Here is a 26,194-nt window from a genome sequence, read left to right on the forward strand (position 1 = left end):
TGCCGAGCCTGCGAGGCTGCGTTCGGCGGCGCAGCCGTCGTGAAATCAGCTATCGCGGTGTGTCAGTACAACCTTGCATATAGGGTTTACGACGGCTTCGCCGCCGACCGCAGCCTCGCAGGCTCGGCAGCTGCTACAGGTACAACGTCTTCAGCCTGTTCCCCACGGTGAATGTCGACCATGAAGCGATCGGCCGGCAGCGGGTGCCCGAGCAGGTAACCCTGCAACGAGTCGCAGCCCAGCTGGGTCAGGAAGTCCTGCTGGACACCGGTTTCCACCCCTTCGGCCACGATCCGCAAGCCCAGTGCCTGGCCGAGGGCGACGATGGCCGAGACAATGGCCGCGTCGTCGCTGTCGTGCTCCAGATCGCGGACAAAACCCCGGTCGATCTTCAGTTCATTGGCCGGCAGGCGCTTGAGGTACATCAAGCTCGAATAGCCGGTACCAAAGTCATCGATCGACAGGTCGACGCCCATTTCCGACAGTTCCTGCAACACCGTCATGCTCGCATCGGCGTCGCTCATGGCGGTGGTTTCGGTGATTTCCAGGGTCAGGCTGTTGGCCGGCAGATGATGGGCGGCCAGGGCTTTGGCGACGCTTTGCACCAATCCCGCATGGCAGAATTGCAAGGCCGAGAGGTTCACCGCGATGCGCCAGTCGGTGTAACCGAGCACGTACCACTCGCGCATCTGCCGGCAGGCTTCATTGAGCACCCACTCGCCAATCGGAATGATCAGCCCGGTCTTCTCCGCGAGGTCAATGAACGTGTCCGGCTGCAGCATGCCCAGGGTCGGGTGCTCCCAGCGCAGCAACGCCTCGGCGCCCACCGGTCGGCCATGACCGGCGTCGAATTTGGGCTGGTAATACAGTTTGAACTGCTGCTGATCGACAGCATTGCGCAGGTCCTGGAGCAATTGCAGCTGTTTGCGCGCGTTGCTGTTCATCGAGGCGTCGAAGAAGCGATGGCCGTTTTTCCCGGCGCCTTTGGCGTGGTACATCGCCGCGTCAGCGTTCATCAGCAACTCTTCGGCGGTCTGACCGTTGCCCGGATAGAGCGCGATGCCGACGCTGGCGGAAATCTGCAAGTCATGTTCGGCGACCCGGAACGAGCGCGCGATCAGCCCGACCTGGCGGGCGGCGAGGTTCAGCGCATCGTTCGGCTCGTTCAGGCGCACCAGCAACACGAATTCGTCGCCGCCGATCCGCGCCAGGGTGTCCTGGCTACGCAGGTCTTCGCGCAGGCGCAGTGCAACTTCACGCAACAGCTGGTCGCCCATGTGATGGCCGAACGCATCGTTGACCGGTTTGAAGCCGTCCAGATCAATGAACATCAGCGCAAAGCAGCCGCCCTGCTCCTGCACTTTCGACATGGCCTGATCGATACGGTCGGCCAGCAACATGCGGTTGGGCAAACCGGTGAGGGTGTCGTGCAAGGCCAGTTGAGTGAGTTCGCGGTTGGCCACGGTCAGCGAGTGGGCGAGGTCCGCGGTGCGAGCCTCCAGGCGGGCATCGAGGATCGACGTCAGCAAGGCGATGCTCAATATCGCCAGGGTGGTGATCAGCACCAGGCTGTCCAGCCCCTTACCGTTCAAGCCGCTGATCGCCGCGCCACAGAAACTGCCGTCGGCAAAGCGCGCCGCGGCCATGCCGGTGTAGTGCATGCCGACAATGGCGATGCCCATGACGACTGCAGCACCCGCACGGAACAGGCGAACATGCGGCGTGTGCTGGCGCAGGCGGAAAGCGATCCATAACGCCGCGCCCGACGCGCCGACGGCAATCAGCAGCGACGCGCCAAACAGGGTCGGGTCGTAATCGATGCCCGGCTGCATGCGCATGGCGGCCATGCCGGTGTAATGCATGGCGCTGATGCCAGCGCCCATGATCAGCGCGCCGAACGCCAGTTGCCAGGCCGGCAGCCGTGGCTGACTGACCAGCCACAGGGCAAAGCCGCAAGACAGGACTGCGATCAACAGTGACAGCGCCGTGAGGGTGGTGTCGTAGCCCAGGTCGATCGGCAATGTGAACGCGAGCATGCCGATGAAATGCATCGACCACACGCCAATGCCCATCGCAAAAGCACCACCCACCGTCCATAAATGCACTGCTCGGCCCTTGGCCGTGGCGATGCGGCCGGTGAGGTCGAGCGCGGTATAAGAGGCCAGTATCGCCACACACAGCGATATGAAAACCAGCGTAAGGGAATAACTACCGATGAGCATGGGGTTTCTCATGACCGCCCCCCGCGTCCGTTCTCGGGGAGCAAAGCCGGCGATTGTACTGATTCCGCGGACGAACGCACTCACAAAGTAACCAAAAGGCCATCAAGATGATTGTGGCGAGGGAGCTTGTCGGATTGATCGTTCCCACGCTCTGCGTGGGAATGCGGCCAGGGACGCTCCGCGTCCCATGCAGAAGCGGACGCGGAGCGTCCGGTGAGGCATTCCCACGCGGAGCGTGGGAACGATCAATCAACTTGTGCTATTGCTTGTCGCTGACCTGAAGCTGCCCGTCCCACCCGCCGCCCAGCGCGGCAATCAATTGCACGCTGGCAATCAGCCGGCTCTGCAACAAGTTCAGCACGTTGCGTTCGTTGTTCAACGCCGTGGCCTGAACCACCACCACATCCAGATAAGCGATCAACCCGGCCTTGTACTGGTTCCGGGTCAAGCGAAGGGACTCGCGCGCCGCATCCAGAGCTTCCTGGCGCACGACGGCCTCGTCTTCCAGCACCTTGAGCTGCACCAGGTAATTTTCTACCTCGCGAAAGCCATCGAGCACGGTCTGGCGGTACTTGGCGACAGTCTCGTCATAGGCCGCTTCGCTGCGGTCGACTTCCGCCGAGCGCTGGCCGCCGTCGAACAGGGTCATGGCCAGTTGCGGCCCGACCGACCAGAAACGGTTCGGCAGGCTGATCCAGTTGGCGTAGGTGCTGCTGCTATAACCGCCGTTCATGTTCAGGGTCAGGTCCGGGTAATAGGCCGCTTTGGCCACGCCGATGTTGGCGTTGGCGGCCATCACCGAGCGTTCGGCGGAGGCGATGTCCGGGCGGCGCTCCAGCAACTGTGAAGGCAGGCTCAGCGGCACTTGAGGCAACGCCGGGATGTCTTGGGTTTCGGCCAGGCTGAATTCGGCCGGCGGCAGGCCGATCAGCACGGCGATGGCGTTCTCGAACTGCGCGCGCTGCCAGATCAGGTCGACCCTCTCCGCCTGAGTGGTTTTGAGCTGAGTGGTGGCCTGGGCCACCGCGTCCTTGCCGGAGACGCCGGCGCGGTACTGGTTTTCGGTCATTTTCAGCGAGCGCTGATAGGCCTCGACTGTCGCTTCCAGCAGGCGTTTCTGTTCGTCGATCACCCGAAGTTGCAAGTAGTTCTGCACCAGCTCCGATTGCTGGCTCAGGCGCATCGCCGCCAGGTCGGCAAAGCTCGCCTGGGCGTTGGCCGTATCGGCTTCCAGGCCTCGACGTAATTTGCCCCAGATGTCCGCCTCCCAACTGACCCCGGCCTGCGCCGAGTAAGTGTCACGGATGCCGCTGGACGAACTGCTCAGGCTCGAGCTGCTGCTGCCGGTGCCCTGGCTGGAGCGGTTCTTGCTGACGGTCAGGTCCACTGTCGGGAAAAACGCCCCCCGGGCACTGCGCACCAAGGCTTGGGCCTGGCGGTACTGGGCTTCGGACTGGGCAACGGTCTGGTTGGCGCTGTTGAGTTTTTCGATCAGGCCGTTGAGCTGCTGATCGCCATACAGCTCCCACCAGGCACCGCGCGCCAACGAATCGCCGGGGTTGGCCTGACGCCAGCCGGCCGCCTCTTTGTACTGCGCCGGTGTGGCGGCTTGCGGGCGCTGGTAATCCGGGCCGATGGCGCAGGCGCTGAGCATCGCCACGCACAGCGACAGGCTCAGCAAACGCGAGCCCCGGGCCGTGATCAACGGTGCAGCCAGATTGAGAAGCGAACGGTCAGTCATAGCGGAGTTTCCAGAGCAGCATCGGTACGCACCCCACGCCAGTGGTTGAAACGATGGCGCAGTTTGTCGAGATAGAGGTAAACCACCGGGGTGGTGTAAAGGGTCAGCACCTGGCTGAAGACCAGCCCGCCGATGATGGTCAGGCCCAGCGGCTGACGCATTTCCGCCCCTTCAGCGCGGCTCAGCAGCAACGGCAAGGCACCGAGGATCGCCGCCAGGGTGGTCATCAGAATCGGTCGCAGCCGTTGCAGGCAGGCGCTGCGGATCGATTCCAGCGGCTCCAGGCCCTGGTGCCGTTCCAGTTGCAGCGCCAGGTCGATCATCAGAATGGCGTTTTTCTTCACCACGCCGATCAGCAGGAACAGCCCGAGCAAGGAGATCAGGCTGAACTCACCGCCCAGCACATAAATCGACAGCAACGCGCCGACCCCGGCCGACGGCAAGGTCGACAGAATGGTCAGCGGATGAATGTAGCTTTCATACAGCACGCCCAGCACCAGATACACCGCCACCAGCGCGCCGAGAATCATCCACGGCTGGCTCTTCTGTGCGGCGGCGAAGGCGTCGGCGGTGCCGGCCATTTTCGCGATCACGTCTTCCGGCAGGCCGACCTTGGCAATTGCTCGCTCGATGGCGGCGGAGCCCTGCTCCACGGTCACGCCTTCGGCCATGTCGAAGGCAATGCTTTCCGAAGCGAACTGGCCTTCGTGGCTGACCCGGTCGTTTTCCAGGCTGCTTTCATAGTGGGCAATGGTCGACAACGGAATTCGCGCGCCGTCGGCGGTAATCACTTTGACCTGGTTCAGGGTGACCGGGTCCTGGGCGTATTTCGGATTGACCTCCATCACCACCTGATACTGGTTGAGGCTGTCGTAGATCGTCGAAATCTGCCGCTGGCTGTAGGCGTTGTTCAGCACCGCCGTGACCATGTTCATGTCCACGCCCAGCCGCTTGGCCTGATCGCGATCGACGATCAGCGTCACTTGCTGGGCACCACGGCCTTCGCGGGCGTCGATCGCCGTCAGCTCAGGCAGGGCCTTGAAGGCGGCAACGACTTTCGGATACCACTCGCGTAACGCGCCGAGATCGCCACTTTGCAGGATGTAGGAATACTGCGAGGTGGTCTGCTCGCGACCGCCGCCGAATTGCAGGTCCTGGTCGGCCATCAGCATCAATTGCGCACCGGGCACCTTGGGCATTTCCTTGCGCAAACGCTCGATGACTTTCTGCGCGGACAGGTTGCGTTCCTTGATCGGCTTGAGCCGCACCAGCATGAACGCGTTATTGGTGCCGTTGTTGCCGCCGATGAACCCGGCGACGCTTTGCACCGCCTCGTCCTTCAACACCGCGCGGCGGAAGGTTTCCATCTTCGGCTGCATCACGCTGAACGACAGGCCATTATCGCCGCGCACGAAACCGATCAGCTGGCCGGTGTCTTGCTGGGGAAGAAAGGTTTTAGGAACAACCACATATAGCGCGATATTCACGCCAATCGTCACGATCAGGCTGAGCAAGGTCAACCGACGGTGACGCAGCACCCAGTCGAGGCTGGTGGCGTATTTGCCGACCATCCACTCGTTGGCCCGCTGGCTCCAGCGTTGCAGGCGGTTTTCCTGCCCTGGCGTATGTGGCTTGAGCCAGCGCGCGCAGAGCATCGGCGTCAGCGTCAGCGACACCAGCAACGACACCACGATGGCCGCCGCCAGGGTGATGGAAAACTCGCGGAACAGGCTTTCGATGATCCCGCCCATGAACAGGATCGACAGGAACACCGCCACCAGCGAGACGTTCATCGACAGCAGCGTGAAGCCGACTTCCTGCGCCCCGAGGTACGCGGCCTTCATCGGCGGCACGCCTTTGTCGATATGCCGGGAAATGTTCTCCAGCACCACGATGGCATCGTCCACCACCAGCCCGGTAGCCAGAATCAGCGCCATCAGCGACAGGTTGTTCAGGGAGAAGCCGTAGAGGTACATCACCGCAAACGTGCCCACCAGCGACACCGGCACCGCCAGGGTCGGAATCAGCGAGGCGCGCAAGTTACCGAGGAACAGGAACACCACCAGAATCACCAGCGCCACGGCGATCAACAGGGTCATTTCCGCTTCGTGCAGGGTGGCCTTGATCACCGGCGAACGGTCCATCGCCAGGTTGAGCTTGACGCTGGCCGGCAGCACCGCCTGCAATGCCGGCAACTGCGCCTTGATCTCGTTGACCGTCTCAATGATGTTGGCGCCGGCCTGGCGGTTGATTACCAGCAAGACTGCCGCGTCATCGTTGAAGAACCCGCTGTTGTAGCGGTCCTCGACGCCGTCGCTGACCTTGGCCACATCCTTCAGGCGCAGGGCCGCGCCGTCTGCGTAGTGAATGATCAGCGACTCGTAATCCTTGGCTTTTTCCAGTTGATCGTTGGCCTGGACCTGCCACAGCCGCTGGCCGTCTTCGACCGAACCCTTGGGTCGGCGCACGTTGGCGTTGGCGATGGTGGTGCGCACATCGTCCAGTGCCACGCCGTACTGGTTGAGCGCCTGGGGTTCGAGTTCGATGCGCACCGCCGGCAACGAACTGCCGCCGATCTGCACCTCACCCACACCCTGCACCTGGGACAGGCTCTGGGACAGAATGGTCGAGGCCAAATCGTAGAGCTGGCCTTTTTCCAGCACATCGGAGGTCAGCGACAGCACCATGATCGGCGCTTGCGATGGGTTGACCTTCTTGTAGGTCGGCATGCTGCGCATGCCGCTGGGCAGCAGGTTGCGCGAGGCGTTGATCGCCGCCTGCACTTCCCGCGCCGCGCCGTTGATGTCGCGGTCCAGGTCGAACTGCAGAATCACCCGGGTCGAGCCCTGACTGGAACGGCTGCTCATGGTGTTGACCCCGGCGATGGTGCCGAAGGAACGCTCCAGCGGCGTGGCCACGGTTGAGGCCATCACCTCCGGGCTCGCGCCGGGAAGACTGGCCTGAACCACGATCACCGGAAAGTCCATCTGCGGCAGTGGCGATACCGGCAACAGGCCGAAACTCACGCCGCCCAGCAGCATGATCGCCAGGCTCAGCAACATCGTCGCGACCGGGCGCTTGATGAAAGGTCCGGACAGGTTCATGGCTGCTCTACCGGGTCCACGGACTCGGACTTACGGCCCCAGCGCCGCCCGAGGCGGTCGAAGTACAAGTAGATGACGGGGGTGGTAAACAGCGTCAGCACCTGACTCACCAGCAAGCCACCGACCATCACCAGCCCCAAAGGCTGGCGTAACTCCGCGCCTGAACCGGTGGCGAGCATTAGCGGCACCGCGCCGAACAATGCCGCCAGGGTGGTCATCAGAATCGGCCGGAAGCGCAACAGCGCCGCCTGATAGATCGCAGCCTGCGGGTCCATGCCCTGATTGCGTTCAGCTTCAAGGGCGAAGTCGATCATCATGATCGCGTTCTTTTTCACGATACCGATCAGCAGGATGATGCCGATGATCGCGATCATCCCCAGGTCATTGCCGCTCAACAGCAGCGCCAGCAAGGCACCGACCGCCGCCGAGGGCAAGGTCGAGAGGATGGTGATCGGGTGAATGTAGCTCTCGTAAAGCACGCCGAGCACGATGTACATGGTCACCACCGCCGCCAGAATCAGCAGCAAGGTGCTCGACAGCGATGCCTGGAACGCTTCGGCAGCACCCTGGAACTGGGTCTGCACGCCGATCGGCATGCCGATGTCTTTCTGCACCTGATCGATGATCTGCACCGCATGCCCCAACGCCACGCCGGGCGCCAGGTTGAACGACATCATCACCGCCGGGAACTGGCCGATGTGGGTGATCGCCAGTTGCGCCTGACGCTCCTCGACATGCGCCAGGCTGGACAAACGCACTTGCCCGCCATCGGTGGTCTTGACGTGAATCTGGTTCAGCGCATCGGGGCCGATCTTCTCGCCGGACTGCGATTGCAGCACCACGCGGTACTGGCTGGCCTGGGTGTAAATGGTAGAAATCTGCCGCTGACCGAAGGCGTCATACAGCGCATCGGTGATGTTCGACACCGATACGCCGACCCGCGACGCCGCATCGCGGTCGATCACCAGATAAACCTGCAAACCCTTGTCCTGCAAATCGCTGGCGACATCAGTCAGCTCCGGACGTTGGGCCAGGGCTTCGACCAGACGCCCGCTCCACAGGCTGAGCAACTCGGCATCCGGCGACGACATGCTGAACTGGTACTGCGTGCGGCTGACCCGATCTTCGATGGTCAGGTCCTGCACCGGCTGCATGAACAGGCGAATGCCGACCAGCTTGTCCAGCTCCGGTTGCAGGCGGGCAATGACTTGGGTGGCGCTCAGGTTGCGGTTGCTGTGGGACTTGAGGTTGATCAGTAACCGGCCGCTGTTGAGCGTCGAGTTATCACCGTCGACGCCGATGTAGGACGACAGGCTCTCGACCGCAGGGTCAGCCAGAATCACCTTGGCCAGTTCCTGCTGGCGCTCGCTCATCGCCGCAAAGGAAATTGACTGCGGCGCCTCGGAAATCCCCTGGATCACCCCGGTGTCCTGCACCGGGAAGAAGCCCTTGGGCACCACCATGTACAGGAATACGGTCAATGCCAAGGTGCCGATGGCCACCAGCAAGGTCAGTGGCTGATGCTTGAGCACCCACTGCAACTTGCGTCCGTAGGCGGCGATCATCCAGTCAATGGCTTCACCGCTGGAACGGTAGAACCAGCCCTGATCTTTTTCCTTGGGTTCACGCTTGAGCAGCCGCGCGCACATCATCGGCGTCAAGGTCAGGGACACCACCAGGGAAATCAGGATCGCCACCGCCAACGTGATCGCGAACTCGCGGAATAAACGCCCCACCACGTCGGCCATGAACAGCAACGGAATCAGCACCGCGATCAACGACAGCGTCAGCGAAATCAGGGTAAAGCCGATCTGCTTGGCACCCTTGAGCGCCGCTTGCAGCGGGCTGTCGCCCTCTTCGATGAAGCGGGAAATGTTCTCCAGCATCACGATCGCATCGTCCACCACGAAACCGGTGGCGATGGTCAGCGCCATCAGGGTCAGGTTGTTGACCGAAAACCCGGCGAGGTACATCACGCCGAAGGTGCCGATCAACGACAGCGGCACCGCCACCGACGGAATGATCGTGGCGCTGGCCCGCCGCAGGAACAGGAACGTGACCATCACCACCAGCGCGATGGCGATCAGCAGTTCGTGTTGCACGTCGGTGACCGAGGCGCGGATGGTCTGGGTGCGGTCGGTGAGCACCGTGACGTCGAGACCGGCCGGCAGGTTGTCGGTGATGCTCGGCAGCAATGCCTTGATCCGGTCGACCACCTCGATGACGTTGGCCCCGGGTTGACGCTGAATGTTCAGCAGCACAGCCTGGTTTTCATTGGCCCATGCCGCCAGGCGTTCGTTCTCGGCGCCATCGACGATTTGTGCCACGTCCTTGAGCCGCAACGGCGCACCATTGCTGTAGGCGAGGATCAGGTTGGCGTAGTCCTTGGGCGACGTCAGCTGGTCGTTGGCGTCGAGCATCGACACCCGGGTCGGGCCATCGAAGTTGCCCTTGGGCTGGTTGACGTTGGAGGCACCGATCAAGGTGCGCACGTCCGACAGGTTCAGGCCGTTGGCCGCCAGGGCCTCGGGGTTGACCTTGATCCGCACCGCCTGACGCTGACCGCCGGCAATAGTGACCATGCCGACGCCGCTGATCTGGGCAATTTTCTGCGCCATACGAGTGTCGACCAAATCATTGAGCTTGGGCAACAGCATGGTTTTGGAGGTGATGGCCAGGGTCAGCACCGGGGTATCCGCCGGGTTGACCTTGTTGTACACCGGCGGCGCCGGCAAATCCTTGGGCAGCAAATTGGTCGCGGCGTTGATCGCCGCCTGCACCTGCTGCTCGGCGACATCCATGTTGATGTCGAGGCTGAACCGCAGGGTCAGCACCGAAGCGCCGCCGGAACTGGTCGAAGCCATCTGGGTCAGGCCGGGCATCTGGCCGAACTGACGCTCCAGCGGCGCGGTCACGGCGCTGGTCATGACATCCGGGCTGGCGCCGGGATAGAGCGTCATGACGCGGATGGTCGGGTAATCGACCTGGGGCAATGCCGACACCGGCAGCAGCCGATAAGCGATCACGCCGGCCAGAATAATGGCCAACATGCTCAGGGTCGTGGCGACCGGGCGAAGGATGAACAGCCGCGAGATGTTCATGCGCCGCCCTTTTTCGCCTTGTCGGTAGCCATCGCGTCAGGCGCAGTGACAGCTGACTTGCCTTGCAGGTGTTCGGTCGGGGTGGTCGGTACATCCTTGCTGTCGTTGACCACTTCCACTTCGCTGCCGTCCTTCAGGCGGTCGGTGCCTTCCAGCACCACCCGATCACCAACGGCCAGGCCTTCGGTAATCACGGTGTTTTCCCCGTCACTGGCGCCGACTTTCAACTGACGGATCGCGACCTTCTTGTCGCCGTCCAGGGCATAGACGAACGTGCCGTTGGTACCGAACTGAATCGCCGCCGAGGGCGCCAGCACCACGTCTTTGAGGGTGTCGGCCAGCAGGTGGACGTTGACGAACTGATTCGGGAACAACGCTTGATCGCGGTTCTCGTAGCGAGCCTTGAATTTCAGGGTGCCGGTGGTGACGTCGATCTGGTTATCGAGGCTCTGCAGCACGCCGGTGGCCTGCAATTTAGTGTCGCCACGGTCCCAGGCTTCGGCGGGCAGTTTGGCGCCGGTGCGATAGCGGGCCAGCACGGTATCCAGGCTGTTTTCCGGCAAGGTAAAGGCCACGCTGATCGGTTGGGTCTGGGTGATGATCACCAGCGCCGTGGTGTCGTTGGCCGCCACGAGGTTGCCGACGTCCAGCTGCCGCAGGCCCACGCGCCCGGCGATCGGAGCGCGGATCTTGGTGAATTCCAGATTGAGCCTGGCGTCGTTGACTGCCGCCTGATTGGTCTTGACCGTGCCCTGATACTGGCCGACCAGTGCTTCGGCGGTGTCCAGGGTTTGCTTGGCGATACTGTCTTCGCGGTACAGGCCGCGATAGCGCTCGACGTCGACCTGGGCGTTTTTCAGTTGCGCCTGATTCTGCAGCAAGGTGCCTTCGGCCTGGAGCAAGGCGTTCTGGTAAGGACGCGGGTCGATCTCGGCCAGCAGGTCACCCGCCTTGACCATTTGCCCTTCTTCGAAATAGACCTTGACCAGTTCGCCACCGACGCGGCTGCGCACATTGATGGTGTTCAGCGCCGTGACCGTGCCCAGCGCCTTGTAATACAGCGGAAAATCGCCTTTGACCACCGGCGCCACGCGCACCGGAACCGGCCCCGTCGCCCCGCCGAATCCCGGACGCATACTCCCCGACCGACCTGTATGCCCGGCAACGGCTTTCTGCCCTGCACCCTCCTTCGGGCTGCTGCCTGCGGGCCAGAATTTCCAGCACAGGCCGGCGATGACCAACAGGACAAGCAGGCCGAACAGCCAGCGACGAGGATTGCGGGAAGCGGAGGATTGCATGGAATGATCAACCATTGGGCGCGTGCGCTTTTTTCTACGGGAGGCTGAACGATAAGCACTGGCGGGTATTAAGCAAAGCGCCTTTACCGGCAATTTACCTTTGGCTTACAGAACAGGAGTCTTAGCTAAGACACTGAAGCACAAATGAAAACGGCCTGGACAGAGCCAGGCCGTTAACAATTGTAATAGTTTGCTTATTTCAGGACGGCGAGCGCTGCTTCGTAGTTCGGTTCTTCAGCGATTTCCTTGACCAGTTCGCTGTGCAGGACGTTGTCATTTTCGTCCAGAACCACGACGGCACGGGCGGTCAGGCCTTTGAGTGGACCATCGGCAATCGCCACGCCGTAGTTCTCGATGAACTCGGCACCGCGCAGGGTCGACAGGTTCTGCACGTTTTCCAGGCCTTCGGCGCCGCAGAAGCGGGCTTGAGCGAACGGCAGGTCAGCGGAGATGCACAGCACCACGGTGTTGGCCACGTCATTGGCCTGGGCGTTGAACTTGCGCACGGAGGTGGCACAGGTCGGGGTGTCGATGCTTGGGAAGATGTTCAACACTTTGCGCTTGCCGGCGAAGCTCGCCAGGGTCACGTCGGACAGATTGCCGGCAACCAGGGAAAAGGCTGGCGCCTTGGAACCGGCTTGTGGCAATTGGCCGTTGACTTGAACCGGGTTGCCTTTGAGAGTGACTTGAGCCATGAACGGAGTCCTTCTGAACGTTGATGTAGAGAATTTTGACGAGGCCGAAGTTAACCACGAAATGGGCTGAGGACCTATGCCCAGATACAAATTGTGATAGGTCGTCGCGCAAACTGGATACAAGCGCTCCAACAAAACTTACAAACACTGCACAACCCTGTGGGACCGCATACCTGCTCGCACTATCCGAGCAACCGCAACATATTGCGGTGCCGCGCCGCGAAAATCCGCCGCATGTAAGCATTCACCAGCAGCCCTTCAGTCAAAGCACCGCCAATCGCCGCGTAGGTCACGCGGTCGGTGTACAGCGTACCGCCCTCACCCACCCCCACCCGATGTTCATGACGAAAGGCACGCAGCGGCCCCTTGAGCATTTCATCGATGAAATGCGTGTCGCCAACCTCCCGGATCACCACCGTCCAGTTCGACGGGATGACGTTGAACATCCAGTGTCGAAACCGGAACTGGCGGCCGGCTTCGATGCGCAGGTTGTTCAGGTCGATATCACCCAACGGTGTGACCCGTTCCGGGAAAATCTTCGGGAAATTCACGCCTTCCAGACAGAAATCCAGGACTTGCCCGGGCGTGCGGTTGGGGATCAACGTGGTGAGTTCCAGTACGGGCATAAACAGTGGCATTCCAATGGCCAGAGAATTCGCAGACTACCACTACACTAAAATCCGACCTATCCCCCCGCGGGATACGGGGTGTCAGAAGGTTTGTGCGATATTTCTTTAGCCGCGTTGTCGATTTTGCGCCTGGCCATTCGACTAGACAGTGATTAACTCACATTACAACGGAGACAAAACCATGCGATTCATGATCATTGTAAAGGCCAGCCCCGATTCCGAGGCCGGCGTGATGCCCAGCGAAGAACTGATGACCGCGATGGGCAACTACAACGAGGAACTGGCCAAGGCCGGCATCCTCATCGATTGCGATGGCCTGCAGCCCAGCAGCAAAGGCGCGCGCGTGCGTTTCTCGGGTGACAAGCGCACGGTGATCGACGGTCCGTTTATTGAAACCAAGGAACTGATCGCCGGCTACTGGCTGTGGCAGGTGAAGTCGAAAGAGGAAGCGATCGAGTGGGTCAAGCGTTGCCCCAACCCGATGCCGGGTACAGAGGCCGAGATCGAGATTCGCCAGGTGTTCGAGGCCGAAGATTTCGGTGCCGAGTTCACACCGGAGCTGCGTGATCAGGAAGAGCGAGTGCGCGCGCAGGCGAAGAAGCAATGAAGCACACCTGACATCCCTGAAACACCCGGCACACCGTAGGAGCAGCATGATTGGACGGTTGACGCGACAACCACCTGCTAGAGTAAAAAAGCCTTTATGCAGGTCGGACTGAATGTCATCTTCGGAAAATGAGGAAACGTCTATGAATGGTTTGCTTCGCGTTGCGGGATTCAGCCTGATGGCGCTTTTCGCAAGTTGTGGTGTCGGTGCCCAGACAATGCAAAGTCATGCGGCACCGATTGCGCTCACCGTCACACCGGCCGATATCCCGGGGGATAGCCAAAGAGATTGATCGTTCCCACACCTGGGAACGATCTTGCGCGAACAATAAACCCGCGTTACTTGGACTTGAACTTTACAAACGACTGATTCATGTCCGAAGCCCAGCCATCGATCACGTTTTTCACGTCATCGGCCTTCATCACCTGGGCTTCGTTTTCCAACGGTTTGCCGGTGCCCTTGCGCACCACTTGGGCGATGACTTTGTTGGTGCCGCCATCGAGAAACACCGCTTCGGTAGCCAGATCGGTTTGCTGATCGCGAGCGCCGCTGGCGGTGGTGACGGCCGCCGCCACCAGGGCGATCGGGATCACTTCATACGGTTTGAGGCTTTCGGTCTTGCTGCTGACGGCGGTGATCGCCGCACGCACCACGATAACGCCTGGGCCGGGGCCGCTGGCCAGTGGCAGGGATTTACCCAGTTCGCGCTTGAGCGCCTGATCGTAGTAGCTGGTGATGCCGTTCAGCGTGGTCTGAGGGATCTTTACTGTCGGTTGCGGTTTGGGATAAAGCTGAGTCGGCTCGATGTAGGCACTGGTGTATTTGTTGACGTTGAGCTTGGGATCGACCCAGCGCATCACCACGGCGCCCGATGGCGACTTGGCTTCCTTGAGCTGACTGTAGTCCTTGAGAAAGCCGGAGTACTGATCTGGCTCGACGACTTTGCTGGCGCAACCCACCACCCCGATCGAGGCGATGCACAGTGTGCTCATCATTAACGCAAGCTTCATGCTTTAACTCCTGTCAGAAGGACGGCAACGGTATTGCCTACGAGAGTTACAGGTATAGCTAATGCCCGGCGTTTTTGTATCGAAAATCACAATTTTCATCTCTCGCCACGGGCTGGTTCGCAACGGTCACGGCAATCACCACGAAGACCCGCTTTTCGCAGCCAACACCCGCCGACTATTGGCCCGCATCGCCTTGATCAACGACACCGTGCCCACCAAAATAATCACCGCGCCGAACAGGAAGTCGATGGTGTACAGCTGGAAGTCGTTCAACGGCCCCACCAGAAACACCCGGATCGCCCCAATACTGACCAGCGTTGCGAGAAAGTCGATGCCCGGCTCGTCGCGATAGAACACGTGCAGCAGCGGCAGGCACATCACCAACAACAGCAGCAACACAATCACCTTGAACGAGCCCTTGCGCTCGACGCTGAATGCGCATTCGTTGGCGCCATAGGGCTTGTAGTCTTGCTCGCTGATCAGCGAATTTTTCTCGTTGATGTACTCGACGCGGTTGTACTTCTGGATCGGCGTAAAGGTGTTCGACATCTGCATGCTGGTGGTGACGTTTTTGAAGCGCAGGTCGATGCGCTCGTTCCCCTTGAGGTAATACAGCACCGGTTTGTAGCCGTAGCGATAGGTGTCGAACGGAAAATCCGTTGCCCGCCCCTGGACGTCGATGGGCCGGGACTCAAGTTCGGCGTAGGCACTTTTGTTGACCGAAGACAGGTTGCGGCTCAGGGGTTTGATCTTGACCTGTTCCATGAAAATCGGCGCAACGCCGTAAGACCACTGCAGCGGCTCCATGCGCAGCCGCAGTTCGTTGCGGCCCAGGTCGTAGCGATCAAAAGTTCGCTCGGAAACGATCACCGTACCCGAGAGCATGAACTCGCCGTGAACGTTGTTGGTGATACGCAGCGACAGTTGATCCTTGCCCTGCCCGCTGTTATCGCTGGCGGGCGGCGTGCCACACCAGGCGTAACTGTCGAATGCATCCCCGAGCTGGCCGTTACGGTTCTCTTTGAACACATAAAAGTAACTGCCCCACAGGGCCGCCATCAGCAACAGCGCCATCAACCCTAAAATCTTCTTGCCCGCGCCCAAACCAGACTCCTTTCTTCACCGACTCCTTATGAGACGCGGACTCTATCAAAATGCTATCAGTGGCCCAAGCAAAAGATCTCGACGCCCTACCGCCGCCGAAACAACGGCCGAGGCTCGATCACCGAACGCCCATACAACACACTCATCCCCGCCAATCCCTTGAGCGCATCTTCGGCAGACTTGTCTTCGCGCACGGCAAAGCTGTCGAAGCCACATTGGCGCATGTGGCTGAGTTGATCGCGCAGCACATCGCCAATCGCGCGCAGTTCGCCTTGCCAACCGAGTCGCGTGCGCAACAGATAGGCCTGGCTGTAGGCGCGTCCGTCGCGAAAGCTCGGGAAGTCCAGGGCAATCAGCGGCAGGTCGGGAAACCACGGCGTCAGGTTTGTCACTTCGTCGTCAGGACCGAGCCAGACACCTTCGGCTGCGGTCGTGGTGTCGGCGTTAAGGGTCAGCCACCGGGATAACGGCAGTATCAGCGGCCCGGCCGGCAGTTCACCGGCCGTTTCACGAATCAACTGCCATGGGTCGTCGCGCACCCACTCGGCGCCACCCTCTCGCAAACGCAGCAGATTGTTCATACCGACACCTCCAGCACTTTCGGGTAGACACGCTCCTTGAACGGCTCCAGACCGATGCGCGCCAGGGTATCGACGAACAGTTCTTCGCTCTCGCGGTAGCGCACGAACGTGCCGATGATCCGTTCAATCACATCGGGCACTTCGGCGGCGCTGAAGGACGGGCCGATGACCTTGCCCAACGCGCTGTCCTTGCCCTGGGCGCCGCCGAGGGTGATCTGGTACCACTCGCTGCCGTTCTTGTCGACGCCAAGAATGCCGATGTTGCCGATGTGGTGGTGGCCGCAGGCGTTCATGCAGCCGGAGATGTTCAGGCTGATGTCGCCCAGGTCATGCAGGTAATCCAGATCCTCGAAGCGCGCCTGAATCGCTTGCGCGATGGGGATCGACTTGGCGTTGGCCAGGGCGCAGAAGTCGCCGCCGGGGCAAGCGATGATGTCGGTCAGCAAGCCAATGTTCGCACTCCCCAGGCCTTGCTCGCAGGCCAGGCACCACAGCGCGTAAAGATCGGCCTTGGGCACGTCCGGCAGGACGATGTTCTGTTCATGGGCGATGCGGATTTCGCCAAAACCGAACTGCTCGGACCACTGCGCCACCGCGTCCATTTGCGCGGCCGTGACATCCCCCGGCGGCGAGGCAATGCCCGGTTTGGTCGACAGCACCACACTGGCGTAACCCGGCACCTTGTGCGGCTGCACGTTGCGCGCCACCCAACGGGCAAACGCCGGGTGCTCGGCCAGGCGTGTGCCGAAATCCAGGTCGGTACCGGCCAGTGGGCGGTAATCGGGTGGCACAAAGGCACTGGCGACACGCTCATACTCGATGTCGGTCAACTGCGCCGGACCGTCCTTGAGGTGCTGCCACTCCTCCTCTACTTCCTTGGCGAAGGCTTCGATCCCCAGAGCCTTGACCAGAATCTTGATCCGCGCCTTGTACTTGTTATCGCGCCGCCCGTGACGGTTGTAGACCCGCAGCACTGCCTCGACGTAGGACAGCAAATGCTGCCACGGCAACCCTTCGCGAATCTGCAAACCGAGGATCGGCGTGCGCCCCAAGCCGCCGCCAACGATCACCCGCAACAGCATTTGCCCGTCGTCATCGCGATAAAGATAAAGGCCGATGTCATGCATCATGATCGCCGCGCGGTCCTGCCTGGCCGAGCAAATGGCGATCTTGAACTTGCGCGGCAGGAACAGGAATTCCGGGTTGATGGTCGACCATTGCCGCAGGATCTCCGCCAGCGGACGCGGGTCCATCAGCTCATCCGCCGCGACGCCGGCGAAGGCTTCGGTGGTGATGTTGCGTACGCAGTTGCCGGAGGTCTGGATCGCATGCATTTCCACCTCGGCCAGGCGCTCGAGGATGTCTGGCACCTGAGCCAGTTCGATCCAGTTGAACTGCATGTTCTGCCGGGTGGTGAAGTGGCCGTAACCACGATCGTAGTCCCGCGCAATGCTCGCCAGGGTGCGCATTTGCTGTGCGCCGAGGGTGCCGTAAGGAATCGCCACGCGCAGCATGTAGGCGTGTTTTTGCATGTACAGGCCGTTCTGCAAACGCAAGGGCAGGAACTCTTCTTCGCTCAATTCGCCGGCCATGAACCGCTCGACCTGATCGCGAAACTGCGCAACACGCTCGAACACCAGGGCCCGGTCATAGTCATCGTATTGATACATGTGGCTACCTCATCAGGATTGATCGGGCTCTGCGGCTCGCTCTCGAGGTAGCGACTATGAACCTGCGGCGCAGCACGTTACAGATTCACCTAAACACTAAAAAACCGTATCAGGACGCGGCTGATGGCCGCAGGCGTGCCCCGTATCTGATCCGCACAAATGAAAGATTCCTGAGTCTGTTTTGTTTCCGGCAGGGTTTCTACAGTTCATGGCATGCCAGACCGGGTGGCCTGGCAAGACTTTGCAACCGTGGAAGAACTGACCATGAGCACAGCAACAATCGGACAGGCCTATAACTACAAGGTCGTCCGCCAATTCGTCGTGGCAACCGTGGTATGGGGTGTCGTCGGGATGGCGATGGGGGTATGGATCGCCTCGCAACTGGTATGGCCCGAGATGAACCTCGACCTGCCGTGGACCACCTTCGGCCGCTTGCGCCCCCTGCACACCAGCCTGGTGATTTTCGGCTTTGCCGGCAGCGCGCAATTCGCCGCCAGTTACTACGCCGTGCAGCGTACCTGCCAGGTGCGGCTGTTCTCGGACAAACTCGCCGCATTCACCTTCTGGGGCTGGCAATCGGTGATTGTGGTGATGCTGATCAGCCTGCCGCTGGGCTACACCACCACCAAGGAATACGCCGAGATCGAATTCTCCGGCGCGGTGTGGATGACGGTGGTCTGGCTCGCCTATGCCATCGTGTTCTTCACCACCGTGGTGCGCCGCAAGACCAAACATATCTACGTCGGCAACTGGTTCTTCGGCGCGTTCATCGTGGTGATCGCCATGTTGCATGTGGTCAATCACCTGTCGATTCCGGTGGACTGGTTCAAGTCATATCCGGTGTATTCCGGGGCTACCGACGCGATGGTGCAGTGGTGGTACGGGCACAACGCGGTGGGCTTTTTCCTGACCACCGGGTTCCTCGGGATGATGTATTACTTCGTGCCGAAACAGGTGGGGCGGCCGGTGTACTCCTATCGTTTGTCGATCGTGCATTTCTGGGCGCTGATCACCCTGTACATCTGGGCCGGCCCGCACCACTTGCACTACACCGCACTGCCGGACTGGGCGCAGTCGCTGGGCATGGCGATGTCGCTGATTCTGCTGGCGCCGAGCTGGGGCGGAATGATCAACGGCATGATGACGCTCTCGGGCGCCTGGCATAAGTTGCGCACCGACCCGATCCTACGCTTCCTCGTGCTGTCCCTGGCCTTCTACGGCATGTCGACCTTCGAAGGACCGATGATGGCGATCAAGACGGTCAACGCCCTGTCCCACTACACCGACTGGACCATCGGCCACGTTCACGCCGGCGCCCTCGGCTGGGTGGCGATGATCACCTTCGGCGCCATCTACCACATGGTCCCGAAAGTCTTCGGCCGCGTGCAAATGCACAGCGTGCCGCTGATCAACCTGCACTTCTGGCTCGCGACCATCGGCACGGTGCTGTACATCGCCTCGATGTGGGTCAACGGCATTACTCAGGGCCTGATGTGGCGCGCGATCAACGACGACGGCACGTTGACCTACTCGTTCGTCGAGGCGTTGCAGGCCAGTCATCCGGGCTTCATCGTGCGGTTTGTCGGGGGGGTGTTCTTCCTCAGCGGCATGTTGCTGATGGCTTATAACGTGTGGCGTACGGTGCGGGTTGCGGATGTGAAGATGGCCGAACTTGAAGCGCAGTTTGCCTGAGGCAAGGAGCCTGACATGATCGAAATGGCGTTGAATCTATTCGGTGTGCTGGGGCTTTGGCTGGCGATCGAGTACTGCCTGAAACACCAGACAACCGAGAGCCTGGACGATGCCAGCCTGATTCCGTTTGCCGATGATCCCGAGGTAGCGCGGCGGGTGGAGTTGGCTACCGGCAAGACCGTGAAGGCGGTGGCGCCGGAAGAGGCGAAGCCGGGCTGGGGTAACCTCGAGGTTTGATGATCGTTCCCACGCTCTGCGTGGGAACGCCTCAAGGGACGCTCCGCGTTCCAATGGGACGCAGAGCGTCCCGGGCTGCATTCCCACGCGGAGCATGGGAACGATCATCATTGAGTTAAGTGTCGATTAGCTCCGCTCGCGGGGAATCAGGCTCTGCAGCTGCTGGGCGAGGAAATCCGCATCGAAGGCAAAGGTGTCCGGGTCTTTCAAGCCGTTGGTCTTGCGCCATTGCCAGTCGCTGGAAGGCGGCAGGCACACCAGCGAAATGCTGCCATAACGCGCCGCGGTCAATCCCATCACGGCAAGGGAAATCTGCCCACCAACGCCCATCACGTCCGGCACAAACTCCACCGGTTTGCCGACAATAACAATGCTCAGTTTCTCGGTATTGAACGTCGACGTCTCCACCGGCACGCTCGGCCCGGACGCGACATACCCTTCGCGGCTCACCTCCAACAGGTTTGGCGCCAGCACCGGTGCCAGCCACTGCTGGATCTGATCGAACAACTCACCAATGCGCGTCGCCCACACGGCCGATTGCGCCTCAAACAGTTGCTTCTTGTGCGCTTCGCTTTCTGCGTAGTGGCGAAGCATCTCGCCCAGTTGCTGTACGTCGTCCATTGCGGTGTTCCTTTGGTTGAAGCGGTGCTGCGGACTTTGAGCATGGCAGATGCGCGCCGCCTGCGTACGACTAAAAGCGCGAGCGGTACTGGCTGGGGGTCATGGCCAGGTATTTGCGAAAGGCACTGCCCATGTGGGACTGATGGGCGAAGCCGACATCCACTGCGATGCTGGCCAAGGGTAGCGCCGTGCGCTCGATCAGCCTGCGTGCGGCCTGAAGCCGCACTTCCATGAGGTAAGCGTGGGGCGTCAGGCCGATAGCCCGGGTGAAATCGCGCAGAAAGCGCAGTTCGTTGTGCCCATAGGTGGCAGCCAATTGTTCCAGCGTCAGGGGTTGCTGGAACTGCTCGGCGAGCTGTTCCATGACTCGGGCGAACGCCTTGGGCGTGGCACGCTGCGTTGTCTCGGTTATCGAACTCGCTACACCGACCAGCGCCACGGCACATTGCTCAAGCGCCAGCAGGTCGGGTTGCGTGGCGAGCAACTGACGCCGTATATCTCCGGCCAGGGCCAGTGCACGCCGATTGCCGCAAGATTGCATACGGTGAGCGGCGGCAGGTAACAGTTCGCTGGCGAACGGCTCATCCAGCCGCATCAGCAGATACTCGCCACCGGTGGCCGATTCGGAAAACACCTCCACGCCGACCGGCGTGTACGCCAAAACACCCGGCCAGGTATCGAAATCCGTCCGTCGGTCAGAATCGATCGCATGCACGCCTTGCTGACGTTCCAGCGTCACCCCGAGGGTTTGCGACTGTGCCGGATCCCGCGCGCTGTACGCCGCACGGGGCAAAAGTTGCAGGCAGACCTTGCCGCCCGGCAGACGCTGGCTCAGCACATTGGGCATGTGAAATTTCCTGATAGATCAGAACAAGGATCCACTGGCACTCTCTTGCAAGGGTTTGCCATTCACAGGAGCACGACATGCGCACCATCGGCCTTATCGGCGGCATGAGCTGGGAGTCCAGCGCCGAGTATTACCGCCTCATCAACCAACAGGTACGCGACCGCCTCGGGCCATTGCGTTCGGCGAAATTGCTAATGTACAGCGTCGACTTCGGCCCTGTCGAACAGGCCCAGCATGCCGGGCGCTGGGACGATGCGGCGGCGATTCTGGTGGATGCGGCCCGGCGTCTGGAAGCGGGTGGTGCCGACTGCGTGGTGCTGTGTACCAACACCATGCACAAGGTGGCCGGGCAGATTCAGGCGGCGATCGACATTCCGTTCCTGCACATTGCCGACCCCGCCGGTCAGGCGGCACTGGACGCCGGTGCGGTGCGGGTGGGTTTGCTCGGTACCGCGTTTACCATGGAGCAGGAGTTTCTCAAGGAACGTCTGACGGCCAAGGGCCTGACGGTGTTGGTGCCCGAGGCCGAGGAACGTCAGGCCGTGCACCGGATCATCTATGACGAGTTGTGCGTCGGGGTGATCAGCGAGGCGTCGCGCCAGGTCTATCAACGGGTGATCGAGTCGCTGACCGAACGCGGCGCCCAGGCGATCATCCTCGGCTGCACCGAAATCGGCCTGCTGATCAAACCAGAGCACAGCGCCCTGCCCTTGCTCGACACCACCGAACTGCATGCGCGGGCGGCGGTGGCGTTTGCGTTGGGCGACTGACTCAATCGGCCTTGAGCGTGCGACGCAGGCGCGCCATGCTCAGGGTATCGACCAAGCGACCGTCACGCACGGCATAGTCGCGAAACAGGCCTTCGGTCTCGAAGCCGAATTTCTGGTACAGGCCGATGGCCGCTTCGTTGTCGGCGTACACCGAGAGTTCGACCCGTTGCAGGTTCATCCAGTTGTCGGCGACATCGAGCGCCGCCGCCAGCAGTTTCGAACCGACACCCTTGCCCTGCCACGCCAGCGCGACGCCCATGCCGAGGTTGCCGGCATGGCTGCGGCGGATTCGCGAAAACTGCTCCAGGCCAATGTTGCCGATGACCGTCCCTTGATGCAGCGCCACCAGTTGCACCACCCGCTCGTTATCCGGCGCCAGGCGTTTGCGCCAGACCTCGGTGGACTGAAACGGCATTTGCAGCACCTGACGGGCCACGGCCGGGTCGTTATAGAGGGCGGTAATGCCCTCGATGTGAGATTCGTTGAAGCGTTCGAGGGTAATGACGGAGTCGGCGGGCATGAATGTTTCGTCCTTGATGCGTACATGGCGGCTTACTCTATAACGGTGCAAACCTTTGTGGCGAGGGGGCTTGCCCCCTCGACACAAAAGTGTCCTTGCCAGAGGGTGGTCGATCTACTCGAACCACTCCCGCCGCTCATTGAAAGTGTTGTGGATCAGTTCGACGATCGCCTGCACCGCAGTCTCATTCCGGGAGTCGGCATTGACCGCCATCCACACCTGGCGCTCCATTGGTTGGCTGAAGAGCCCCGGCAACGCCACCAGCCCCCTATCGAATTGGCTCATGTAGTGCGGCAGCAAACCAATGCAGGCGCTGCAGCGGATCATCTCCAGCATCAGCTCATAGGAATGCAACTGCACCACCCCCGCCAGACGCTGCTCCACCAGACTGTTCCACGGCCCGAAGGCGCCGACCTGGCGGTCGTGCTGCCATTGCACCAGCATGAAATCGGCCAGGTCGCCCAGGCTGTCCGGGCGGGCCGCGACCCGTGAATAGCGTTTGGCGATGTGCGGCAGATAGTCCAGCCGTGCCAGACGCCGGGGCTCGCTGATGGCGAAACTGGGGCCGGGCGATGGCGAATCGGTGCCCGCCAGCCACACCACCACATCGGCGCTGATCGCCCGCAGAGACAGTTCGCTGTCGAGGGAGATGATGTCCAGGCGCACACTGGCGTTGCGTCGCAGCAGCGAGACCAGGTCGCGGCCGAGAATGTCGTGCAGGATCGACTCGGCCACCGCCAGGCGAATCAACGGCTGTTCGATTACCGGCAAGTCGCGTTCACGGGCCAAGGCCATCAACTGCGCCTGAAGCTGCAACCCGTCGCGACTGAGGGCAAACCCATTGCCTGAATGGCTGAACAGCGAACACTGCAGTTGCGCTTCAAGTTGCGCCAATTGTTTACGCAACTGGGTCGACTTGATGTTGAGGCTGCGGGCCGCTTGCATGAAACAGCCACAGCGGGCGCTGACCCTGAAAGACTGCAGCAACACCGGATCGATTCCGGCTATCCGTGAGTGTAAGTAGTTGCTGTGTTCTACAGGCGAACGGTACTCAGCCACGCCCTGACGCCCGGCGGATTCCATGAATGACATTGATGACTCCCTGTCGATCTGTCCTTGAGCGTTTCATCCTCCTGATCATTCATGAAACTGATGTGACAATCGGACAAAAACCGCATCAAACCATTAATCAATCACTGGGCGTTTGCCGAAAACTCACCGCCAGACGATTCCAGCTATTGATGGTACTGACAGCCATTGTCAGGTCGACCAGTTCGCCTTCACTGAACTGCTCCCGGGCCTCTGCATAAACGTCATCGGGCACATGGCTTTGCGCGAGCAGGGTCACCGCTTCGGTCCAGGCCAGGGCGGCCCGCTCCCGAGGGGTGAAAAAGCCGCTGTCGCGCCAGACCACGATCGCATACAGCCGCCGATCGCTCTCGCCGAAACGGCGCGCGTCCACCGAGTGCATGTCGGTGCAGAAGGCGCAGCCATTGAGCTGCGAGGCGCGGATTTTGATCAGGTTCAACAAGGCTGATTCGATGCTCAGGTTGCTGGTCAAAGCCTCCATGGCGATCATGGCTTTCATCGCTTTGGGCGAGGCGCTGTAGTAATCCAGACGGGCGTTCATGGTCGGGCCTCGTGGAGCGGGATCGGGGCCTCCACAGTAGGCGCTGATTCACGGGTGTTACAGAGCCAATTTCGCGGAAAAGCCATGGACCGCCCGGCAGCAGGCCAATCGCAGGTTTTTCGCCCACGCAACTTCTGCGCAGCCGTTCATGCGGGTAATCTGGCGCGACGCACAGTCGCCTCAACCGCCGCAGGAGCCCCGCCGGTATGGAACTTCATGTCGTCATCAACGGCCGCAAGGACCTGACAGGCCAGTTGTACCGGCAACTGCGCAGCGCCATCGAATCCGGCCGCCTGGCAGCCGGGACGCAGCTGCCGCCCAGCCGCTTGCTCGCCGAACAACTGGGGATTTCGCGCAAGACCATTTCCGACACGTACGCGCAACTGACCTATGAGAACTTCCTCACCGGGGTGATCGGCAAAGGCACGTACGTCAATGCCCGACCGGCGAAAATCGTCCACAAACAGAGCCATTCGCAATTGGCCAGTTTTGATGTCATCGAAAGCTGGCGAAACTTGCCGACATTCTTGCGCCACCCTACGCTGGAAGGCTCGCTGCGTTACGACTTCATCGGTGGCGCCACCGGCAAAGGCCAGTTCCCGCAGGACGACTGGCGCCGCTGCACCTCCCACGCCCTGCGTCAGATTGCCAGTTCCAAAGGCTTCTACAGCTTGCCCGAAGGCCTGCCGGCCCTGCGCAATGCGATTGCCCGGCACATCGCATTTTCCCGCGGGGTCAATTGTCAGGACGAAGACGTGGTGGTGTGCAACGGCGCGCAGCAAGCGCTGGACCTGATTTCCCGGGTGTTGACCCAACCGGGCAGCCTCGTGGCCATGGAGGACCCCGGTTACCCACCGGCGCGCCTGTTGTTCGGGACTCATGGCGCAACAGTGGTCGGCGTGCCGGTCGATGCACAAGGCATCCAGGTCGAGCACATTCCCGACGGCACGCGGCTGATTTATGTCACGCCGTCACACCAGTTCCCCTTGGGCATGCCCATGAGCCACGAGCGTCGGGTAGCGCTGCTGGAGCGGGCCCACGAACTGGGGGCGATCATCATTGAGGACGATTACGACAGCGAGTTCCGCTATGAAGGCCGACCCACCGACTCGCTGCAAAGCCTGGATCAACGCGGCATCGTTGCCTACGTCGGCACCTTCTCGAAAACCCTGTTGCCGGAGCTGCGGCTCGGCTACGCGATTTTGCCGCCAGCGATTCTCGAAGCCGTGATCCGCGCCAAGCAGCTCACCGATATGCACACCTCCACCCTGCCCCAATGGGCGCTGGCCAAGTTCATCGCCGAAGGTTGTCTGCTCAAGCACATCCGGCGCTGCCATACGATCTACGCCGGGCGCCGGGAGCGGATCCTGGCGCGCATGGCGGGCGACCTTTCGTCGTGGTTCGAGGCAGTGCCGACCACGGCCGGGTTTCATATGGCGGTGCTGTGCAAGGTGCCGGTCGATATTCCATTGGTGATCGAACTCGCGAAAAAAGTCGAAGTGGGGCTCTATGCCCTGGACAGCTTTTTTTATCAGCAAGCGCCACGGGCCGGGCTTTTCCTGGGATTCGGGGCGATCGAAACCCTGGACATCGACATCGCCCTGGACCGTTTGCGGGACATTTTGCAGCAGGTTGGCTGAGGGATTGGTCTGCGGTTTTATCCGGTGATTGGCTATTGGCGGCCCAGGGGGGCAGGCCTATCCTGAATGGGCGTTATCCCTCAATGAGCAGGATTCGTCCGGCCTGATTCAGGAGTGTGAGTAATGTCCAACCAAGTGTTCAACACCGTAAAAGTGCAAGCCGCCCCCGGCTGCTCGGACGAACTGGGCAAGCAACTGCAAAAGATCGTCGACACCCTGCGCGAACTGCCGGGCTGTGATTCCTATATGGTCGACCGCTGCCCCGAGGACGACACCCGCTGGACAGTCAGCGCCCACTGGCAATCAGAAGCGGCCATGCAAGCGCATTTCAACTGCCCCGAAGTGCAAGGCTTTATCGGCCTGATCGACAGCCGCCTGGCCAATGCCGTCGACTTCAACAGCTTTCCGATCGTCTAAAACAAGATCAAAAGATCGCAGCCTTGTAGCAGCTGCCGAGCCTGCGAGGCTGCGTTCG

Annotated in this window: 23 protein-coding genes; 7 read left to right on the top strand and 16 right to left on the bottom strand. The window is 61.1% G+C overall.

All coding sequences use genetic code 11. From position 1 onward, the window contains the following. Nucleotides 1–86: 86 nt before the first annotated feature. The 7 genes from PMI21_RS06210 to PMI21_RS06180 all read right to left on the bottom strand — a co-directional run bounded on the left by PMI21_RS06210 (nt 87) and on the right by PMI21_RS06180 (nt 12,787). Nucleotides 87–2,222, bottom strand: coding sequence for a putative bifunctional diguanylate cyclase/phosphodiesterase (locus PMI21_RS06210; RefSeq protein WP_007940650.1), 2,136 nt, complete (start codon nt 2,220–2,222; stop codon nt 87–89). Between the two features lie 259 nt (nt 2,223–2,481). Next, nucleotides 2,482–3,963: an efflux transporter outer membrane subunit gene (locus PMI21_RS06205; RefSeq protein ID WP_007940652.1), complete on the bottom strand. Its 1,482-nt coding sequence runs from the start codon at nt 3,961–3,963 to the stop codon at nt 2,482–2,484. Then, the gene (locus tag PMI21_RS06200; protein WP_007940653.1) at nt 3,960–7,067 is read right to left on the bottom strand and encodes an efflux RND transporter permease subunit; all 3,108 of its coding nucleotides are present in this window, start codon (nt 7,065–7,067) and stop codon (nt 3,960–3,962) included. The genes PMI21_RS06205 and PMI21_RS06200 overlap by 4 nt, the downstream gene beginning before the upstream one ends. Further along, a complete protein-coding gene (locus PMI21_RS06195) occupies nt 7,064–10,168 on the bottom strand; it encodes an MdtB/MuxB family multidrug efflux RND transporter permease subunit (RefSeq protein WP_007940654.1) in 3,105 nt (1,034 codons plus the stop codon). The genes PMI21_RS06200 and PMI21_RS06195 overlap by 4 nt, the downstream gene beginning before the upstream one ends. Continuing rightward, nucleotides 10,165–11,481: an MdtA/MuxA family multidrug efflux RND transporter periplasmic adaptor subunit gene (locus PMI21_RS06190; RefSeq protein WP_007940655.1), complete on the bottom strand. Its 1,317-nt coding sequence runs from the start codon at nt 11,479–11,481 to the stop codon at nt 10,165–10,167. The genes PMI21_RS06195 and PMI21_RS06190 overlap by 4 nt, the downstream gene beginning before the upstream one ends. A gap of 179 nt (nt 11,482–11,660) precedes the next feature. After that, the gene (gene tpx / locus PMI21_RS06185; protein ID WP_007940656.1) at nt 11,661–12,161 is read right to left on the bottom strand and encodes a thiol peroxidase; all 501 of its coding nucleotides are present in this window, start codon (nt 12,159–12,161) and stop codon (nt 11,661–11,663) included. Nucleotides 12,162–12,343: 182 nt separating this feature from the next. Further along, nucleotides 12,344–12,787 carry a hypothetical protein gene (locus PMI21_RS06180; protein WP_007940657.1) on the bottom strand — a complete coding sequence of 148 codons (444 nt, stop codon included), beginning with the start codon at nt 12,785–12,787 and terminating at the stop codon, nt 12,344–12,346. Nucleotides 12,788–12,971: 184 nt separating this feature from the next. On the opposite strand from PMI21_RS06180, the gene PMI21_RS06175 reads away from it, so the two are divergent. Then, a complete protein-coding gene (locus tag PMI21_RS06175) occupies nt 12,972–13,397 on the top strand; it encodes a YciI family protein (protein ID WP_007940658.1) in 426 nt (141 codons plus the stop codon). A gap of 142 nt (nt 13,398–13,539) precedes the next feature. Then, nucleotides 13,540–13,689 (top strand): hypothetical protein, encoded by a 150-nt coding sequence (locus PMI21_RS29745; RefSeq protein ID WP_177318304.1) that lies wholly within the window; start codon nt 13,540–13,542, stop codon nt 13,687–13,689. Nucleotides 13,690–13,735: 46 nt separating this feature from the next. On the opposite strand, the gene PMI21_RS06170 is transcribed toward PMI21_RS29745, so the two are convergent. From PMI21_RS06170 to PMI21_RS06155, 4 genes are all read right to left on the bottom strand, one after another. Continuing rightward, nucleotides 13,736–14,407: a DUF3313 domain-containing protein gene (locus PMI21_RS06170; protein ID WP_007940659.1), complete on the bottom strand. Its 672-nt coding sequence runs from the start codon at nt 14,405–14,407 to the stop codon at nt 13,736–13,738. 135 nt (nt 14,408–14,542) lie between these two features. After that, on the bottom strand, nt 14,543–15,511 hold the full coding sequence (locus PMI21_RS06165; protein WP_007940660.1) for a hypothetical protein: 969 nt from the start codon (nt 15,509–15,511) through the stop codon (nt 14,543–14,545). An 86-nt stretch (nt 15,512–15,597) separates the two neighbouring features. Then, nucleotides 15,598–16,092 (bottom strand): DUF934 domain-containing protein, encoded by a 495-nt coding sequence (locus PMI21_RS06160; protein ID WP_007940661.1) that lies wholly within the window; start codon nt 16,090–16,092, stop codon nt 15,598–15,600. Continuing rightward, on the bottom strand, nt 16,089–17,762 hold the full coding sequence (locus PMI21_RS06155; protein WP_007940662.1) for a nitrite/sulfite reductase: 1,674 nt from the start codon (nt 17,760–17,762) through the stop codon (nt 16,089–16,091). The genes PMI21_RS06160 and PMI21_RS06155 overlap by 4 nt, the downstream gene beginning before the upstream one ends. A 264-nt stretch (nt 17,763–18,026) precedes the next feature. Between PMI21_RS06155 and ccoN the strand changes: the two genes are divergently transcribed. Beyond that, complete coding sequence (gene ccoN / locus PMI21_RS06150; protein ID WP_033064175.1) at nt 18,027–19,454, top strand: cytochrome-c oxidase, cbb3-type subunit I; 1,428 nt, start codon at nt 18,027–18,029, stop codon at nt 19,452–19,454. Nucleotides 19,455–19,469: 15 nt separating this feature from the next. After that, nucleotides 19,470–19,691, top strand: a complete 222-nt coding sequence (locus PMI21_RS06145; RefSeq protein ID WP_007940664.1) for a hypothetical protein — start codon at nt 19,470–19,472, stop codon at nt 19,689–19,691. 126 nt (nt 19,692–19,817) lie between these two features. On the opposite strand, the gene PMI21_RS06140 is transcribed toward PMI21_RS06145, so the two are convergent. Both PMI21_RS06140 and PMI21_RS06135 read right to left on the bottom strand, forming a co-directional pair. Next, nucleotides 19,818–20,312 carry a hypothetical protein gene (locus tag PMI21_RS06140; protein WP_007940665.1) on the bottom strand — a complete coding sequence of 165 codons (495 nt, stop codon included), beginning with the start codon at nt 20,310–20,312 and terminating at the stop codon, nt 19,818–19,820. Nucleotides 20,313–20,382: 70 nt separating this feature from the next. Beyond that, nucleotides 20,383–21,159: a helix-turn-helix domain-containing protein gene (locus PMI21_RS06135; RefSeq protein WP_007940666.1), complete on the bottom strand. Its 777-nt coding sequence runs from the start codon at nt 21,157–21,159 to the stop codon at nt 20,383–20,385. 77 nt (nt 21,160–21,236) lie between these two features. Between PMI21_RS06135 and PMI21_RS06130 the strand changes: the two genes are divergently transcribed. Then, nucleotides 21,237–21,929 (top strand): aspartate/glutamate racemase family protein, encoded by a 693-nt coding sequence (locus tag PMI21_RS06130; RefSeq protein ID WP_007940667.1) that lies wholly within the window; start codon nt 21,237–21,239, stop codon nt 21,927–21,929. Between the two features lies 1 nt (nt 21,930). On the opposite strand, the gene PMI21_RS06125 is transcribed toward PMI21_RS06130, so the two are convergent. From PMI21_RS06125 to PMI21_RS06115, 3 genes are all read right to left on the bottom strand, one after another. Beyond that, nucleotides 21,931–22,449: a GNAT family N-acetyltransferase gene (locus PMI21_RS06125; protein ID WP_007940668.1), complete on the bottom strand. Its 519-nt coding sequence runs from the start codon at nt 22,447–22,449 to the stop codon at nt 21,931–21,933. 114 nt (nt 22,450–22,563) lie between these two features. Continuing rightward, nucleotides 22,564–23,541: a LysR family transcriptional regulator gene (locus tag PMI21_RS06120; protein WP_007940669.1), complete on the bottom strand. Its 978-nt coding sequence runs from the start codon at nt 23,539–23,541 to the stop codon at nt 22,564–22,566. A 97-nt stretch (nt 23,542–23,638) separates the two neighbouring features. Further along, the gene (locus tag PMI21_RS06115) at nt 23,639–24,079 is read right to left on the bottom strand and encodes a carboxymuconolactone decarboxylase family protein (RefSeq protein WP_007940670.1); all 441 of its coding nucleotides are present in this window, start codon (nt 24,077–24,079) and stop codon (nt 23,639–23,641) included. Nucleotides 24,080–24,285: 206 nt separating this feature from the next. Here PMI21_RS06115 and pdxR point away from each other — a divergent pair, with 206 nt between their 5' ends. Next, nucleotides 24,286–25,719 (top strand): MocR-like pyridoxine biosynthesis transcription factor PdxR, encoded by a 1,434-nt coding sequence (gene pdxR, locus PMI21_RS06110; RefSeq protein WP_007940671.1) that lies wholly within the window; start codon nt 24,286–24,288, stop codon nt 25,717–25,719. 123 nt (nt 25,720–25,842) lie between these two features. Next, nucleotides 25,843–26,136 carry a putative quinol monooxygenase gene (locus PMI21_RS06105; RefSeq protein WP_007940672.1) on the top strand — a complete coding sequence of 98 codons (294 nt, stop codon included), beginning with the start codon at nt 25,843–25,845 and terminating at the stop codon, nt 26,134–26,136. Nucleotides 26,137–26,194: the final 58 nt, after the last annotated feature.

The sequence above is a fragment of the Pseudomonas sp. GM18 genome, from assembly GCF_000282195.1.
GTDB lineage: Bacteria > Pseudomonadota > Gammaproteobacteria > Pseudomonadales > Pseudomonadaceae > Aquipseudomonas.

Bases quoted from the DNA above. Each gene is read 5' to 3' on its own strand.
- PMI21_RS06195 (WP_007940654.1), bottom strand. From the start codon at position 10,168: ATGAACATCTCGCGGCTGTTCATCCTTCGCCCGGTCGCCACGACCCTG.
- PMI21_RS06180 (WP_007940657.1), bottom strand. From the start codon at position 12,787: ATGCCCGTACTGGAACTCACCACGTTGATCCCCAACCGCACGCCCGGG.
- PMI21_RS06115 (WP_007940670.1), bottom strand. From the start codon at position 24,079: ATGAACGCCCGTCTGGATTACTACAGCGCCTCGCCCAAAGCGATGAAA.
- PMI21_RS06210 (WP_007940650.1), bottom strand. From the start codon at position 2,222: ATGCTCATCGGTAGTTATTCCCTTACGCTGGTTTTCATATCGCTGTGT.
- PMI21_RS06120 (WP_007940669.1), bottom strand. From the start codon at position 23,541: ATGTCATTCATGGAATCCGCCGGGCGTCAGGGCGTGGCTGAGTACCGT.
- PMI21_RS06135 (WP_007940666.1), bottom strand. From the start codon at position 21,159: ATGCCCAATGTGCTGAGCCAGCGTCTGCCGGGCGGCAAGGTCTGCCTG.
- PMI21_RS06205 (WP_007940652.1), bottom strand. From the start codon at position 3,963: ATGACTGACCGTTCGCTTCTCAATCTGGCTGCACCGTTGATCACGGCC.
- PMI21_RS06145 (WP_007940664.1), top strand. From the start codon at position 19,470: ATGATCGAAATGGCGTTGAATCTATTCGGTGTGCTGGGGCTTTGGCTG.
- PMI21_RS06170 (WP_007940659.1), bottom strand. From the start codon at position 14,407: ATGAAGCTTGCGTTAATGATGAGCACACTGTGCATCGCCTCGATCGGG.
- PMI21_RS06105 (WP_007940672.1), top strand. From the start codon at position 25,843: ATGTCCAACCAAGTGTTCAACACCGTAAAAGTGCAAGCCGCCCCCGGC.
- PMI21_RS06155 (WP_007940662.1), bottom strand. From the start codon at position 17,762: ATGTATCAATACGATGACTATGACCGGGCCCTGGTGTTCGAGCGTGTT.
- PMI21_RS06175 (WP_007940658.1), top strand. From the start codon at position 12,972: ATGCGATTCATGATCATTGTAAAGGCCAGCCCCGATTCCGAGGCCGGC.
- PMI21_RS06125 (WP_007940668.1), bottom strand. From the start codon at position 22,449: ATGCCCGCCGACTCCGTCATTACCCTCGAACGCTTCAACGAATCTCAC.
- PMI21_RS06130 (WP_007940667.1), top strand. From the start codon at position 21,237: ATGCGCACCATCGGCCTTATCGGCGGCATGAGCTGGGAGTCCAGCGCC.
- PMI21_RS06200 (WP_007940653.1), bottom strand. From the start codon at position 7,067: ATGAACCTGTCCGGACCTTTCATCAAGCGCCCGGTCGCGACGATGTTG.
- PMI21_RS06190 (WP_007940655.1), bottom strand. From the start codon at position 11,481: ATGGTTGATCATTCCATGCAATCCTCCGCTTCCCGCAATCCTCGTCGC.
- tpx (WP_007940656.1), bottom strand. From the start codon at position 12,161: ATGGCTCAAGTCACTCTCAAAGGCAACCCGGTTCAAGTCAACGGCCAA.
- ccoN (WP_033064175.1), top strand. From the start codon at position 18,027: ATGAGCACAGCAACAATCGGACAGGCCTATAACTACAAGGTCGTCCGC.
- PMI21_RS06160 (WP_007940661.1), bottom strand. From the start codon at position 16,092: ATGAACAATCTGCTGCGTTTGCGAGAGGGTGGCGCCGAGTGGGTGCGC.
- PMI21_RS06140 (WP_007940665.1), bottom strand. From the start codon at position 20,312: ATGGACGACGTACAGCAACTGGGCGAGATGCTTCGCCACTACGCAGAA.
- pdxR (WP_007940671.1), top strand. From the start codon at position 24,286: ATGGAACTTCATGTCGTCATCAACGGCCGCAAGGACCTGACAGGCCAG.
- PMI21_RS29745 (WP_177318304.1), top strand. From the start codon at position 13,540: ATGAATGGTTTGCTTCGCGTTGCGGGATTCAGCCTGATGGCGCTTTTC.